Origin of the sequence: Duganella caerulea (assembly GCF_040362985.1) — a bacterium.
Taxonomy (GTDB): Bacteria; Pseudomonadota; Gammaproteobacteria; order Burkholderiales; family Burkholderiaceae_D; genus Rugamonas; species Rugamonas vulcania.
Genome location: NZ_BPWJ01000015.1, coordinates 46,532 through 58,806, shown reverse-complemented (window position 1 = coordinate 58,806; position 12,275 = coordinate 46,532). Strand labels below are relative to the sequence as shown.

The following is a 12,275-nucleotide window of genomic DNA, read 5'->3' as shown; positions in this document are numbered from 1 at the left end:
CCAGAGAAGCAAGAAATTGTCGCCAAACCATCATATCAATTGCATATATGAATGTCAAAAACGGCCCCTCAATCGAACACGGCAGCAGCCGCGCGGCGGCGGGGCGCCAGTGTTCGGCGCCGTACAGACCGCGCCGGCGCGTGCTGCGATAGTGACTGCCTAGCCTCATTGAAAGGACACATCATGAATATCGATACTGTGGTGGATAAGGAATACCTGGGCCTGAGTTTCCGCGCGCTGGCCGACGCGCCCGTCAGCGCGCTGCGCGGCCTGAGCGCCAAGGATGCCAAGGCGCTGGCGCAGGCGTTCAATGTGCACACGGTGCGCGAACTGGCCGCGCTGGACTTCGTCAAATGGGCCGCGGCCATCACCACCCTGGCCGACCTGGAGCAGGCCACGCCGGCCGAGCAGGCCAAGGAGACCCTGCTGGACGACGGCCTGGAGATGACGTTCCCGGCCAGCGATCCGGTGTCGGTCGACGCCGGTGTCACCCGCATCGAAGTGGCGCCGGAAAAGGTCGACGCGCACGACGACCACCAGCACGCGGGGAAGATGGAGCACGACGCCGCGCACTCGGCGTAACCCGGCGCGAACCTGGCCGGCCCGCCGTTCAGGCCGGTGCCGGCGACATCGCGTGGTGCTGCTGCGGCGGCATGGCCATCATCTGCGCCGTGCAGCAGCGGTTCTTGCCGGAGCGCTTGGCTTCGTACAGCGCGGCGTCCGCCACGGCGATCACCGACGCCACCTGGTCGGCGTCGTCGGGATAGATGCCGATGCCGATGCTGGTCGACAGTCGCAGGGTCAGGCCGTTGATGACATAGGGTTCGGAGACCGCCTCGATCAGCTTGGCGGCCGGCTCGTGGGTGTCGCCCGGCTGGCTGATATTGCCCATGACGATGACGAACTCGTCGCCGCCGACGCGGGCCACCGTGTCTTCCTTGCGGGCGCAGCCGACCAGGCGCTGCGCCACCATCTTGAGGATCTCGTCGCCGGCCGCGTGGCCGTGGGTGTCGTTGATGGCCTTGAAGCCGTCCAGGTCCAGGTACATGACCGCGGCCTTGTTCTGCTGGCGCGTGGCGTGCTGCAGCACGGTGGCGATGCGGTCCTCCAGCAGGCGGCGGTTGGGCAGGCCGGTGAGCGGATCGTGCAGCGCCAGTTCCTGCTGCTGGCGGCTGTATTGCGCCAGCTCCTTGTACAGCAGCCGCACCTCGAGCATGTTGTGGATGCGCTTGTGCACCTCCAGCAGGTCGAACGGTTTGCTGATGAAGTCGCGCGCGCCCGCTTCCAGCGCGGCGATCTTGAAGCTGGGCTGGGCGGTCAGCGCCAGCACCGGCAGGTAGCCGCCCTGTTCGATTTCCTTCAGGCCCTTCATGACCTGGAAGCCGTTCAGGCCCGGCATCTGCAGGTCCAGCAGGATCAGGTCGTAGCAGTGCTGGCGGTGCAGCGGGCACACCTGCTCGGGCAGCATGGTGGAGGCGACATTGGTATAGCCGGCTTCGCGCAGGATCTCCAACATCAGTTCGACGTTGTCGGCGCTGTCATCCACCACCAGGATCTTGGCGTGCAGGATTTCGTCTCGGCTCGGCATATTGGTCTCTGTCTGTCTCAAAACGGCCATTCTGGCCGGAAAGTTATCGCCCTGCGATCATAGCGTAAGCAGTTGTGCTGCGGCGCACACCTGCGCATGATATTTCCACATGGAAACTAATTGTACCTGTTTTTTCGTGATTTTGTAGTTTACCAACCGAATTTCGGATTGCTTGTAGGACATTGCCGCGTCTGCGGGTAGGAAATGTTTTATTCCGCAATAGAAATAGTCGCCACGCCTGTTAAGCGTCTGTCAACCCGGCTCAGACGTGGCGATGGTGCGCCCCCATGGCCACTTTCGCGATCAGCTCGTTCGGCTCGACCGGTTTGGCGATGTGCGCCAGGAAGCCGCTCGACAGCGCCTTGATGCGGTCCTCCGAGCGGGCAAACGCGGTCAGCGCGATGGCTGGCAGGTCGCCGCCGCGCGACGGGCCCAGCGCGCGGATGCGGTCCAGCAGGCCGTAGCCGTCCACCTCCGGCATGCCGAGGTCGCTGACCATCAGGTCCGGACGCGCGTGTTGCAGCAGCGACAGCGCCTCGGTGGCGGTGGCGGCGGTCAGCACGTCGGCGTTGCAGTCGGCCAGGATGCGCTTGATCAGCTCGCGGGCGTCGTCCTCGTCGTCCACCACCAGCACCTGCAGGCCGGTCAGGTCGTGGGCGGCGGCGCGGCGGCCGCCGATGGCCGTGCCCAGCGGCTCGTTGGCGCCGCGCCGGCGCGGCAGGCGCACGGTGAAGCAGGCGCCATGGCCGACGCCCTCGCTGGCGGCCGCCACGGTGCCGCCGTGCTGCTCGACCAGGTGCTTGACGATCGCCAGCCCCAGGCCCAGGCCGCCGTGCTGGCGGGTGGTGGTGGCGTCGGCCTGGCGGAAGCGCTCGAACACGTGGGCCAAAAAGTCGGGCGCGATGCCGATGCCGCTGTCGTGCACGATGATGGCGATCTGGTCGCCTTCGCGCCGGATGCGCACGCCGATGCGGCCGCCGGCCGGCGTGAACTTGAGGGCGTTGCTCAGCAGGTTCCAGATGATCTGCTGCAGGCGGTTGGCGTCGCCCGCCACCATGCCGGGCGCCGGCTCGAAGTCCTGCGAGATGTGGATCTGCTTGGCCTCGGCGGCAGGACGCACGGTGTCGATGGCGGCCGCCACGATGGCCGACGGCGACAGCGCCAGCATTTCCAGCCGCACCTTGCCGGAGGCGATGCTGCTCATGTCGAGCAGGTCCTCGATCAGCTGGGCCTGGGCGCGGGCGTTGCGTTCGATGGTCTGCAGGCCGCGGTGCAGGTCGGCCTGGTCGCGGCTGCCGCGCCGCAGCACCTGGGCCCAGCCGAGGATGGCCGTCAGCGGCGTGCGCAGCTCGTGCGACAGCGTGGCCAGGAATTCATCCTTCATCTGGCTGTTGCGCTCGGCCTCGGCGCGCGCGTGGCGTTCGCTGTCGAGCAGGATCTTGCGTTCCTCGGCGGCCTGCTGCGAGGCCTCGTACAGGCGCGCGTTGTCGATGGCGATGGCGGCCTGGGCGGCGATGCCGCCGATGATGCGCTCGGTACGCTCGCTGAACATGGCCGGCTCGGGATGGCCGAAGTGCAGGCAGCCGATCACCACGCCCGAGCGCAGCGCCACCGGCACCGCCAGGTAGCTGCGCAGCGGCGGGCCGTCCGCGCCGCCGTCGTTGCGGGCGTCGGCCGGCCAGTCGTCGCTGCGCACGGTGCCGTTGGCGTACAGCGGGGCGCCCGGCGGCGCGCCGTCGCGCGGGCGGCCGAAGCCGGCGCAGCTGGACGGGGCGTCGCTCGACAGCATGTGCAGCATGCGCGCCTTGCCGTGGCCGTCGGCGCCGTGGTAGCAGAAGGCGCCGACGCGGGCGCCGCTGATGCGGGTGGCGGCGTCGGTCACCTCCTGCAGCAGCGGATGCAGGTCGCGGGTCGAGGCCAGCGCGTTGCCGGTGCGGTTGACCAGCTCCAGCACGGCAGTCTGGTCGCGCAGCGCCTCCTGCACGCGCTTGACCTGGTCGACGTCGGTGCTGGTGCCGAACCAGCGCAGCACGCGGCCGGCGGCGTCGTGCACCGGGTTGGCGCGCGTGAGGAACCAGCGGAATTCGCCGCTGGCGCCGCGGATCGGCACCTCCAGCTCGAAGGGGGCGCCGGTGGCGCGCGAGTGTTCCCAGCGCTCCAGCATGGGGGCGATGCAGTCGGGCGCGTAGACCTGGCGCCAGCCGTCGCCGCCCATCTGCTCGGGTGTGGTGCCGGTGTAGGCGTACCAGGGCTGGTTGTACCAGACCTTGCTGCCGTCCTGCTCGGCGATCCAGGCAAGTTGCGGCATCGAATTGGCCAGCGCACGCAATTCCAGCTGGCTCTGCCGCAATGCCTCCCGCGCGCTCAGCAAATCATGCTGGGCTGCCGATGAGGTGGGGAGCGCGGCGTCGTCCGGCGGGGGCTGGGGCGTTACGGCGTCGTTGGGCTCGTTTGGAAGAATCATGTAAGGCTTCGGGCTGCCGCGAAACCTGTGGCCGCCGGACGGCGGCCGTCAGGCTCGTCAGACTTGCGCTTGACGTTTTACGGTGTCTTTATTGTATGCCCATCTCCCGCCGTGGCTACGCACGGTTGGCGGCGGCTCAGGCCGGGCGGGCCGCCAGCCGTTGGGCGATCTGGTCCAGCGCGGCTTGCAGCTGCTCGATGTCGTAGGGTTTTTGCAGCGACTGGGCGGGGAACTCCAGGTGGCGGGTCAGGGCGTCGCCGTAGCCGGAGGCGAACAGCAGCTGCAGCGCCGGCGTCTGCTTGCGCGCCAGGCGGGCCAGCTCGACGCCGGACATGCCGGGCAGGCTGACGTCGGTGAACAGCACGTCGAAGGGCTGGCGCGCCAGCTCGGGCAGGGCGTCCTCGCCGGTGGCGGCGGCCTGCACCTCGTGGCCCAGCGCGCGCAGGGTTTCGCAGACCAGGTAGCGGGCGTCGGCGTTGTCCTCGACCACCAGCAGGCGCAGCGGACGGGCGGTCTCGGCCGGTGGCGCGGCCTGGGCCGGCGCCAGCGTGCACAGCACGCCGGCCACGCCGCCCGTCTCGTTGCGCACCGGGGTGTAGTACAAATCCAACGGCAGCTGGGCGACGCCGTTATTGCGCCACACCGGCAGGCTGACGCCACGGTAGCTGGTGCTGTCGCCGGACCAGGCCTGGCGGATCGCCGCGCCGTTCCAGCTCCACGCGGCCGGCTGGATGGACGGCACGCCGCCGCCCGGCGCGCGCAGGCTCGACAGGCCGGTCAGCGCGGCGTAGGCGTCGTTGTAGACCATGATTTGTTCGGGACCCCACATCAGCAGCATGGCGGTGGGGGAGTTGAGCAGGATGTCCACGGTCAGGCGCAGCGGCAGCGGCCAGCCGGCCGGTTCGCCGAGGGCGGTGCGCGACCAGTCAGGGGAGGGCGGCGCGACGGCGGAGGATGGTGTCATGCTGGGGCAACCTGTTTGAATTTGTCTTGGAAGGCAAAGCTGACCGCATCGTACACTAAAAAAAAAGCCCGCTACAGGAGCGGGCTAAATCTATTTCCTTGGAGGAGAATAGAGGAGACAGGTGAATGATGCTGCATTGCGCAAATGAATGCAAATTTTTTCTGATGATGAGCGTGATCACTGGCATGAATGAAGCCACTTGCAAGCCTTGAAAATGCTGGTTTTGTGAGTGAAATGGCCATGTTTTTTTCCGCATCCGGGCGGGCTGCCTGTACACTGGCGGCCTGCGCGGCGCAGTGCCGCAAACAGGGGGCGCGATGGCGACGGTGTTGAAACACAGGAAAGTGAATATTGTTGTGCTCGAACAAAGCGAGCAGATCGCGGACAACTGCCGGCCCGGCGACATCGCCATCCTCTCCGACGCCGCCGGCTGGTGGATCAAGTTCGTCGGCGAGAACGGCGAGATCGACTGCTACGGCGTACCGTACGCGTCGTACAACGAGGCGCTGTGGTCGGCCAAGGCGGCGGCCGAATTCGGCACCTGACAGAGAGTGCTGGACAAGCCGGGGGAGTGTCCCTATAATGCTGCTTCTTTCGAACGGCATGCCGGTTGAAGGAGATGCAGCAAAGCATTTTGCAAAGTAGTTGATTCGGTGTTTCGTACGCCTGACCAACTAAACGGTAGAAAAAATCGAACTTTGCAAAACGAAATTAATGCTTTATAATGTTGCTTAAGCGGCTGTAGCTCAGCTGGATAGAGTACTTGGCTACGAACCAAGGGGTCGTGGGTTCGATTCCTGCCAGCCGCACCAAAAATTCGTAAGTGAAAGGGCCTGAAGAGCAATCTTCGGGCCCTTTTGCTATAAGTGTAAGCCCTTGAAACAGATTGCAAAATTTCTTCAAGGAATGCTTCGCCAAACAAGAAAACGCTGTTATAATCTTGTTTTTCGCGGCTGTAGCTCAGCTGGATAGAGTACTTGGCTACGAACCAAGGGGTCGTGGGTTCGATTCCTGCCAGCCGCACCAAAATTCGTAAGACGAAAGGCCTGAAGAGTGATCTTCAGGCCTTTTTTCTTTGTGCCGCCATGTATAAAAAAATCCTATACAGCGCTTCTTGATTTGAGTTTCCCCTGCTATAATGTTGTCTTTCGCGGCTGTAGCTCAGCTGGATAGAGTACTTGGCTACGAACCAAGGGGTCGTGGGTTCGATTCCTGCCAGCCGCACCAAAATTCGTAAGACGAAGGGCCTGAAGAGTAATCTTCAGGCCCTTTTTCTTTATGGCTTGCCGGCCTTGGCGCATTGCGCCGACAGGATGGAGCGCTCCATCGCGTCGGTGACGCTGCGGATGTGCTCCGGCGTGCAGTTCCCGGCGTTGACCGCGACCGGCTGCACCTGCCGCGTCAGGCTGCGATAGCCGAAGATGCCCAGCAGCGCCGCGGCGGCCAGCGTGATGGCGACGTTGGTTTTGGATTTCAAAGATCGTTCCCTTTTTGATAGTGCTTCCATGATACACGGGCCTCGTGCGATGATTGTCCGATCATCATCCAGGAGGAGCGTGCATGACCATCATCACCACTGTTGAAGACCTGCGTGTCTTGGCCCAGAAGCGCGTGCCGCGCATGTTCTACGATTATGCTGATGCCGGCTCGTGGACCGAATCGACCTACCGCGCCAACGTCGAGGATTTCCAGCGCATCAAATTCCGCCAGCGCGTGGCTGTCAACCTGGAGAACCGCACGCTCAAGAGCACCATGGTCGGCCAGGACGTGGCGATGCCCGTGGCGTTGGCGCCGACCGGCCTGACCGGCATGCAGCACGCCGACGGCGAGATCCTCGCCGCCAAGGCCGCGGAAAAATTCGGCGTGCCGTTCACGCTGTCGACCATGAGCATCTGCTCGATCGAAGACATCGCCGCCAACACCAGCAAGCCTTTCTGGTTCCAGCTGTACGTGATGAAGGACCGCGAATTCATCAACCGCCTGATCGACCGCGCCAAGGCCGCGCGCTGCTCGGCGCTGGTGCTCACGCTGGACCTGCAGGTGCTGGGCCAGCGCCACAAGGACTTGCGCAACGGCCTGTCGGCGCCGCCCAAGCTCACCATCGCCAACATCATCGACATGGCCACCAAGCCGCGCTGGGTGCTCGGCATGCTCGGTACGCCGCGCCGCAGCTTCGGCAACATCGTCGGCCACGCGTCGTCGGTGTCGGATATGTCGTCGCTGTCGGCGTGGACCAGCCAGCAGTTCGACTTGAGCCTGTCGTGGAAGGACGTCGAGTGGATCAAGCAGCGCTGGGGCGGCAAGTTGATCATCAAGGGCATCATGGACGCGGAGGACGCGCGGCTGGCGGTGGAGAGCGGCGCCGATGCGCTGATCGTCTCCAACCACGGCGGCCGCCAGCTGGACGGCGCGCAGTCGTCGATCGGCGCGCTGCCGGCCATCGTCGACGCGGTCGGCTCGCGGATCGAAGTGCACATGGACGGCGGCGTGCGCTCCGGCCAGGACGTGATCAAGGCACTGGCGCTGGGCGCCAAGGGCGTCTACATCGGCCGCCCATTCCTGTATGGCCTGGGCGCGATGGGTGAGCAGGGCGTCAGCAAATGCCTGGACATCATCCGCAACGAGCTGGATCTGACGATGGCCTTCTGCGGCCTGCGCGACGTCACCAAGGTCGATAAAAACATCCTCCTGCCAGGCAGCTACCCATGAAGCAGCCCAGCACCGGCAAGGGTTTGTTGCAGCAGGGCGTGGCCAGCCGCAGCGCCTTGGCGGTGGCCATGCTGCGCGCCGCACACCAGCTGATCGACAAGCCGCTGGTGTTCGACGATCCGCTGACCTTGTCCATCCTCGGTCCCGAGAACGAGGCCGTGGTGCGCGCCGCGCCGCAGAAATTCGACAGCGGCGTGGTGCGCGTGCTGCGCGCCGCGATGGCCGTACGCAGCCGCTTCGCCGAGGATGAACTGGCGCGTGCGTTGAAAGACGGCGTGCGCCAGTTCGTGCTGTTGGGCGCGGGCCTCGACACCTACGCCTACCGCAATCCGGTACCCGACTTGCGCGTATTCGAGGTCGATCATCCCGCCACCCAGCGCTGGAAACGCGGCCTGCTGGAGCAGTCAGGCATCGCGGCGCCGCCGTCGCTGACCTACGTGCCGGTCGATTTCGAACGCGACGACCTGGCCGATGCCCTGACGGCGGCCGGCTGCCGCCTGGACCAGCCGGTGTTCTTCTCCTGGCTGGGCGTGACCCTGTACCTGACCACCGACGCCGTCTTCGACACGCTGGCCTTCGTCGCCGGCCTGCCATCGGGCAGCGGCATCGTGTTCGACTACGGCGTGGTGCCCGAGCTGCTCAACCCGATGGAGCGCATGGGCATGGCCTACTTCGCGCAGAAGTACGAGGCCGAGGGCGAACCGTGGATTTCCTACTTCGCCCCCGAGGTGCTGGCCTGCGAGCTGCGCGCCATGGGCTACGGCGCGGTGTCCGACCAAGGCGCCGACCAGCTGCGCGAGCGCTATCTGGCGAGCCGCAACGACGGCATGCGGCTCGGCGGCGGCACCCGCCTGATGAGCGCTCAAGTCAAATGAATCAAAGAAGTGAAATCCTGATCGACACGCGCTAGCTCACGGCGAACCACGCGAACGAGACCGCGATGGATGTCGCGATTGCCAGCGCCCACAAGCTGCTCCAGTAGGCAAGGTGCACGTCCTGCGGATCCCGCCTGCGGTAGCGGATCGATACCACGCTACCCACCGGGTGATCGAATCCTTCATGGAACCCATCGGCCTCGTAGCCGCGGCCATTCGCTTCGAAGCGGATCGCGAGCAGATAATAACGGGTCACATCGCCGTTGGTATCCTCGGTCTCGTGCAAGATACTGGCGGTGACGACGGCGGTGCCGCGCCGGCTCGCGCACAGGAAGGCCAGTTTGCGGGCCAGCGCAAATACAAGCAGGCCCGCAAACGGCACCAGAAAAAGACTGACCAACAGCTTCATGTCAGCTATCCGGCGGCGTGCTGCGCGCGCTTAGCCAAGCACATTTTTTGGCGTGCCCGCGGCCCACGCCTCGATATTGTCGATCAGCTGATCCGCCAACACCTGCATCGCCTGCGAGCTGGCCCAGGCTGAATGCGGCGTCAGGATGAAGTTCGGCAGCCGCAGGTTGAGCAGCACGTTGTCGGCCGGCGGCGGTTCCTGCACCAGCACGTCGAAGCCGGCGCCGGCGATCACGCCGCTGCGCAGCGCGTCGGCCAGCGCCGTCTCGTCCACCAGGCCGCCGCGCGCGGTGTTGATCAGCAGCGCGCTGCGCTTCATGCGTATCAGCTCCTTCGCGCTGATCATGTTGCGCGTCTTGTCGTTCAGCGGCAGGTGCAGGCTGAGGATGTCCGAAGTCTCGAGCAGCTCGTCGAAGCCCACTTCGCGCACGCCGTCGCCGGCGGCGTCGGGCAGCGGCGAGCGCGTATGCACGATCACCTCCATGCCGAACGCCTTCGCGATCCGCGCCACCGATTTGCCCAGCGCCCCATATCCCAGCAGGCCAAGACGGCTGCCCGCCAGGTCCGAAATCGGATGGCCGAACAGGCAGAATCGCTCCGACTTCTGCCACAGGCCAGCCTCGATGTCGGCGCGGTAGGCCACCAGTTGCCGGCGCAGCGCCAGCATCAGCGCGAAGGTGTGTTCGGGCAGCGTGTGCACCGCGTAGTTGCGGATGTTGGAGACGACGATGCCGCGCTCGCGGCACGCTGCCAGGTCGATGATGTCGGTGCCGGTGGCCGCCACGGCGATCATCTTCAGTTCCGGCAGTTGTTCCAGGTCGGCCGCGCGCAACGGCACCTTGTTGGTGATGGCGATGCTGGCGCGCGCGCCGCGCAAACGCTGGACGGCGTCGGCCGCCTTGGTGGCCGGATACTCGCTCCACTCGTGCGCGAAGGCAGGCTTGCGGATGGTGGCGATCACGCTGTCGCGGTCGAGGAAAACGATGCGGTGGGCTTCAGTCATAGTGCAACCTCAAATGGAACCGGGCGCGCCGGCGGCGGGGCCTTCGGCAGGCGCATGCCCGGATGGTTGGAAAACAGTTCGGCGACCCATTCGACAAACACCCGCACCTTGGCCGACAGGTGGCGGTTCTGTGGATAGACCACATGCACCGGCAGCGGATCGCTGCTCCAGTCGGTCAGCAGTTGTTCGAAGCGGCCGTCCTTGAGCATGGGCTCCATCATAAAGTTCGGCATCTGCACGATGCCCAGTCCCGCCAGGCCGGCCGCCGTGTAGGCGTTGGTGTCGTTGACGGCGATGTGGCCGGGCAGCGCGACCTGGATGCGGTGGCCGTCGCGCGAAAAGTCCCAGTCGAACAGCTTGCCCGTGCGCGAGGAAAAATAGTTCACGCAGCGGTGGCGCATCAGCTCATCGGGATGCGCGGGCCGCCCGTAGCGGTTCAGATAATCCGGCGTGGCACAGGTGACGAACTGCAGGATGCCCACGCGCCGCGCGATCAGGTTGGAATCGCCCAGCACGCCGCCGCGCACCGCGCAGTCGACGCCTTCCTCGATCAGGTCGATGGTGCGGTCGCTGCAGCCCAGTTCCAGCTGGATGTCCGGGTAGCGCGTGAAGAAGTCGGGCAGGGCGGGGATCAGCACGTCGCTGGCCAGGCCGGTGGGCGCGTCCACCCGCAGCCGCCCGCTGGGGCTGAGCCGGGTGCGCGACAGCGATTCCTCGGCCTCGCGCACGTCGGACAGGATGCGCAGGCAGCGCTCATAATAGGCGGCGCCGTCGGCCGTCACGCTGACCTGGCGCGTGGTCCGGTGCAGCAGCTTGACCGACAGCGTCGCCTCCAGCGCCTGGATCAGCGTCGAGACGGTGGCCTTGGGCAGCTGCATATTGTCGGCCGCGCGCGTGAAGCCGCCGGCATCGACCACCTGCACAAACACTTCCATTGCTTGTAGTTTATTCATCTTACTATCCCATTGTTCGGAATCCTGAACAATCAATTCGACATTGCAGTATTTATCAGATTGTAGATCAAGTTTAAGATTGCTGTACTGCACCAAGAAAGTACACGGAAGGAAAGGGGTTCAACATGAAATATCGGAATGGAATTGTTACGACGATCGCCCTGGCGCTGACTTCGGTCGCCCTGGCAAGCGTGGTCTATACCGATGCCTACTCGCAAGCGGCCAAGGCCGAGGCGACCGGCGTTCGTGCCCTGACCCAGGCCGCTGCCGGCGACACCGCCATCGCCTGCGCCGACACCGCCATGTTGTCCAGCGCCTCGGATACGGTGCAGCGATGAGCGCCAACGTCGAGCCATTGCCGCAGCTGTCGGACCTGATCAAAGTCCGCAACCTGGAAGTGCGCGGCGCGGAAGGCCCGTTGGCCGCCCGCCAGTACACCAGCGGCGAGGCCGGCGCCAAGCGCGACACGCTGATCGTGTTCTTCCACGCCGGCGGCTTCAACAGCGGCGACCTGGACGATGCCGACATCTTCCTGCGCCACATGGCCGACGACAACCAGGAGAGCACGGTGCTGGCCACCGCGTACACGCTGGCGACGGTGCACCCGTTCCCGGCCGCCGTCGAGGATGCCCACGCGGTTCTGAACTGGGCCAAGAAACACAAGGCCAAGCTGGGCTGGACCGGCAAGCGCCTGGTGGTGGCCGGCATCGAGGCGGGCGCCAATCTGGCGGCGGTGTGCGCGCTGATGTCGCGCGACCGTGGCGGCCCGGCGCTGGCCGGCCAGATCCTGGTGATGCCGATGCTCGATCCGGGCCTGAGCACCTGGTCGATGCGCGAGATGCAGAACGCGCCGGAACTGCTGGACGTGGCCGACGCCTGCGCGGCGGCCTACCGCGGTTACCTGCCGAACGCCGCCGACCGTACCCACCCGTACGCCTCGCCGTTGCAGTCGAGCCGTTTGAAGAACCTGCCGCCGGCACTGATCCTGTCGGCCGAAGACGACCCGCTGCGCGACGAAGCGGAACAATATGGCGCCAAGTTGATCGCCTGTGGAGTCAAGACCACCGTCAACCGAATGCCAGCAGCGGCCCTGAATGAAGCAGGGGCGCGCAACGAATGCGCGTGCAAGTGTTACGCGCTGGGAGAAATCGCCGGTTTCATCGCCGGCCTGGAACGGTCCGAGACGCCGCCAGCCTCATAGGGTTCCCCAACCTTTAAGCAGTATCTGCAATCACGTCCCCACTGGCTTGCCGGCGGGGCGCTAGTGCCGTGTTTTCTCGCAATTCGTTGAGGGCAACCGGTGCCGCCGTT

General features: G+C 65.4%; 13 protein-coding genes and 3 tRNA genes. 9 read left to right on the top strand and 7 right to left on the bottom strand.

Features of this window, described 5'->3' with window-relative positions; genetic code table 11:
* Positions 1 to 183 precede the first annotated feature (183 nt).
* Positions 184 to 582 (top strand): hypothetical protein, encoded by a 399-nt coding sequence (locus ACUJB0_RS29425; protein WP_444848354.1) that lies wholly within the window; start codon positions 184 to 186, stop codon positions 580 to 582.
* Between the two features lie 28 nt (positions 583 to 610).
* On the opposite strand, the gene ACUJB0_RS29420 is transcribed toward ACUJB0_RS29425, so the two are convergent.
* From ACUJB0_RS29420 to ACUJB0_RS29410, 3 genes are all read right to left on the bottom strand, one after another.
* Positions 611 to 1,588, bottom strand: a complete 978-nt coding sequence (locus ACUJB0_RS29420; RefSeq protein ID WP_444848353.1) for a GGDEF domain-containing response regulator — start codon at positions 1,586 to 1,588, stop codon at positions 611 to 613.
* Between the two features lie 262 nt (positions 1,589 to 1,850).
* The gene (locus ACUJB0_RS29415) at positions 1,851 to 4,052 is read right to left on the bottom strand and encodes a hybrid sensor histidine kinase/response regulator (RefSeq protein WP_444848352.1); all 2,202 of its coding nucleotides are present in this window, start codon (positions 4,050 to 4,052) and stop codon (positions 1,851 to 1,853) included.
* A gap of 136 nt (positions 4,053 to 4,188) precedes the next feature.
* Entirely contained in the window at positions 4,189 to 5,016 is an 828-nt protein-coding gene (locus tag ACUJB0_RS29410; protein ID WP_444848351.1) for a response regulator, read from the bottom strand.
* A 344-nt stretch (positions 5,017 to 5,360) separates the two neighbouring features.
* On the opposite strand from ACUJB0_RS29410, the gene ACUJB0_RS29405 reads away from it, so the two are divergent.
* The 4 genes from ACUJB0_RS29405 to ACUJB0_RS29390 all read left to right on the top strand — a co-directional run bounded on the left by ACUJB0_RS29405 (position 5,361) and on the right by ACUJB0_RS29390 (position 6,243).
* Positions 5,361 to 5,561 (top strand): hypothetical protein, encoded by a 201-nt coding sequence (locus ACUJB0_RS29405; protein ID WP_444848350.1) that lies wholly within the window; start codon positions 5,361 to 5,363, stop codon positions 5,559 to 5,561.
* A 190-nt stretch (positions 5,562 to 5,751) separates the two neighbouring features.
* A tRNA-Arg gene (locus ACUJB0_RS29400) sits at positions 5,752 to 5,828 on the top strand.
* Positions 5,829 to 5,965: 137 nt separating this feature from the next.
* A tRNA-Arg gene (locus tag ACUJB0_RS29395) sits at positions 5,966 to 6,042 on the top strand.
* Between the two features lie 124 nt (positions 6,043 to 6,166).
* Positions 6,167 to 6,243: transfer RNA gene (locus tag ACUJB0_RS29390), tRNA-Arg, on the top strand.
* A gap of 49 nt (positions 6,244 to 6,292) precedes the next feature.
* On the opposite strand, the gene trbK is transcribed toward ACUJB0_RS29390, so the two are convergent.
* Entirely contained in the window at positions 6,293 to 6,493 is a 201-nt protein-coding gene (trbK, locus tag ACUJB0_RS29385; protein ID WP_444848349.1) for an entry exclusion lipoprotein TrbK, read from the bottom strand.
* An 83-nt stretch (positions 6,494 to 6,576) separates the two neighbouring features.
* On the opposite strand from trbK, the gene ACUJB0_RS29380 reads away from it, so the two are divergent.
* Both ACUJB0_RS29380 and ACUJB0_RS29375 read left to right on the top strand, forming a co-directional pair.
* Positions 6,577 to 7,725 (top strand): alpha-hydroxy acid oxidase, encoded by a 1,149-nt coding sequence (locus tag ACUJB0_RS29380; protein WP_444848348.1) that lies wholly within the window; start codon positions 6,577 to 6,579, stop codon positions 7,723 to 7,725.
* Positions 7,722 to 8,600 (top strand): class I SAM-dependent methyltransferase, encoded by an 879-nt coding sequence (locus tag ACUJB0_RS29375; protein ID WP_444848347.1) that lies wholly within the window; start codon positions 7,722 to 7,724, stop codon positions 8,598 to 8,600. Before ACUJB0_RS29380 ends, ACUJB0_RS29375 begins: the two co-directional genes overlap by 4 nt.
* A gap of 31 nt (positions 8,601 to 8,631) precedes the next feature.
* Here the strand turns inward: ACUJB0_RS29375 and ACUJB0_RS29370 are convergent, their stop codons facing one another.
* Genes ACUJB0_RS29370 through ACUJB0_RS29360 form a run of 3 tightly spaced genes read right to left on the bottom strand, consistent with a single transcriptional unit; the run spans position 8,632 to position 10,964 of the window.
* Complete coding sequence (locus ACUJB0_RS29370; protein ID WP_444848346.1) at positions 8,632 to 9,009, bottom strand: DUF3592 domain-containing protein; 378 nt, start codon at positions 9,007 to 9,009, stop codon at positions 8,632 to 8,634.
* Positions 9,010 to 9,039: 30 nt separating this feature from the next.
* Positions 9,040 to 10,011, bottom strand: a complete 972-nt coding sequence (locus tag ACUJB0_RS29365; protein ID WP_444848345.1) for a D-2-hydroxyacid dehydrogenase — start codon at positions 10,009 to 10,011, stop codon at positions 9,040 to 9,042.
* Positions 10,008 to 10,964 carry a LysR family transcriptional regulator gene (locus ACUJB0_RS29360; protein ID WP_444848344.1) on the bottom strand — a complete coding sequence of 319 codons (957 nt, stop codon included), beginning with the start codon at positions 10,962 to 10,964 and terminating at the stop codon, positions 10,008 to 10,010. The genes ACUJB0_RS29365 and ACUJB0_RS29360 overlap by 4 nt, the downstream gene beginning before the upstream one ends.
* A gap of 125 nt (positions 10,965 to 11,089) precedes the next feature.
* On the opposite strand from ACUJB0_RS29360, the gene ACUJB0_RS29355 reads away from it, so the two are divergent.
* The gene (locus tag ACUJB0_RS29355; RefSeq protein ID WP_161092052.1) at positions 11,090 to 11,302 is read left to right on the top strand and encodes a hypothetical protein; all 213 of its coding nucleotides are present in this window, start codon (positions 11,090 to 11,092) and stop codon (positions 11,300 to 11,302) included.
* Complete coding sequence (locus ACUJB0_RS29350) at positions 11,299 to 12,165, top strand: alpha/beta hydrolase (RefSeq protein WP_444848343.1); 867 nt, start codon at positions 11,299 to 11,301, stop codon at positions 12,163 to 12,165. Before ACUJB0_RS29355 ends, ACUJB0_RS29350 begins: the two co-directional genes overlap by 4 nt.
* Positions 12,166 to 12,275: the final 110 nt, after the last annotated feature.

What these genes read in the sequence shown, in the direction of transcription:
- ACUJB0_RS29365 (WP_444848345.1), bottom strand. Translation starts at nt 10,011, where the DNA reads ATGACTGAAGCCCACCGCATCGTTTTCCTCGACCGCGACAGCGTGATC.
- ACUJB0_RS29415 (WP_444848352.1), bottom strand. Translation starts at nt 4,052, where the DNA reads ATGATTCTTCCAAACGAGCCCAACGACGCCGTAACGCCCCAGCCCCCG.
- ACUJB0_RS29375 (WP_444848347.1), top strand. Translation starts at nt 7,722, where the DNA reads ATGAAGCAGCCCAGCACCGGCAAGGGTTTGTTGCAGCAGGGCGTGGCC.
- ACUJB0_RS29420 (WP_444848353.1), bottom strand. Translation starts at nt 1,588, where the DNA reads ATGCCGAGCCGAGACGAAATCCTGCACGCCAAGATCCTGGTGGTGGAT.
- ACUJB0_RS29370 (WP_444848346.1), bottom strand. Translation starts at nt 9,009, where the DNA reads ATGAAGCTGTTGGTCAGTCTTTTTCTGGTGCCGTTTGCGGGCCTGCTT.
- ACUJB0_RS29425 (WP_444848354.1), top strand. Translation starts at nt 184, where the DNA reads ATGAATATCGATACTGTGGTGGATAAGGAATACCTGGGCCTGAGTTTC.
- ACUJB0_RS29360 (WP_444848344.1), bottom strand. Translation starts at nt 10,964, where the DNA reads ATGAATAAACTACAAGCAATGGAAGTGTTTGTGCAGGTGGTCGATGCC.
- ACUJB0_RS29350 (WP_444848343.1), top strand. Translation starts at nt 11,299, where the DNA reads ATGAGCGCCAACGTCGAGCCATTGCCGCAGCTGTCGGACCTGATCAAA.
- ACUJB0_RS29355 (WP_161092052.1), top strand. Translation starts at nt 11,090, where the DNA reads ATGAAATATCGGAATGGAATTGTTACGACGATCGCCCTGGCGCTGACT.
- ACUJB0_RS29380 (WP_444848348.1), top strand. Translation starts at nt 6,577, where the DNA reads ATGACCATCATCACCACTGTTGAAGACCTGCGTGTCTTGGCCCAGAAG.
- ACUJB0_RS29410 (WP_444848351.1), bottom strand. Translation starts at nt 5,016, where the DNA reads ATGACACCATCCTCCGCCGTCGCGCCGCCCTCCCCTGACTGGTCGCGC.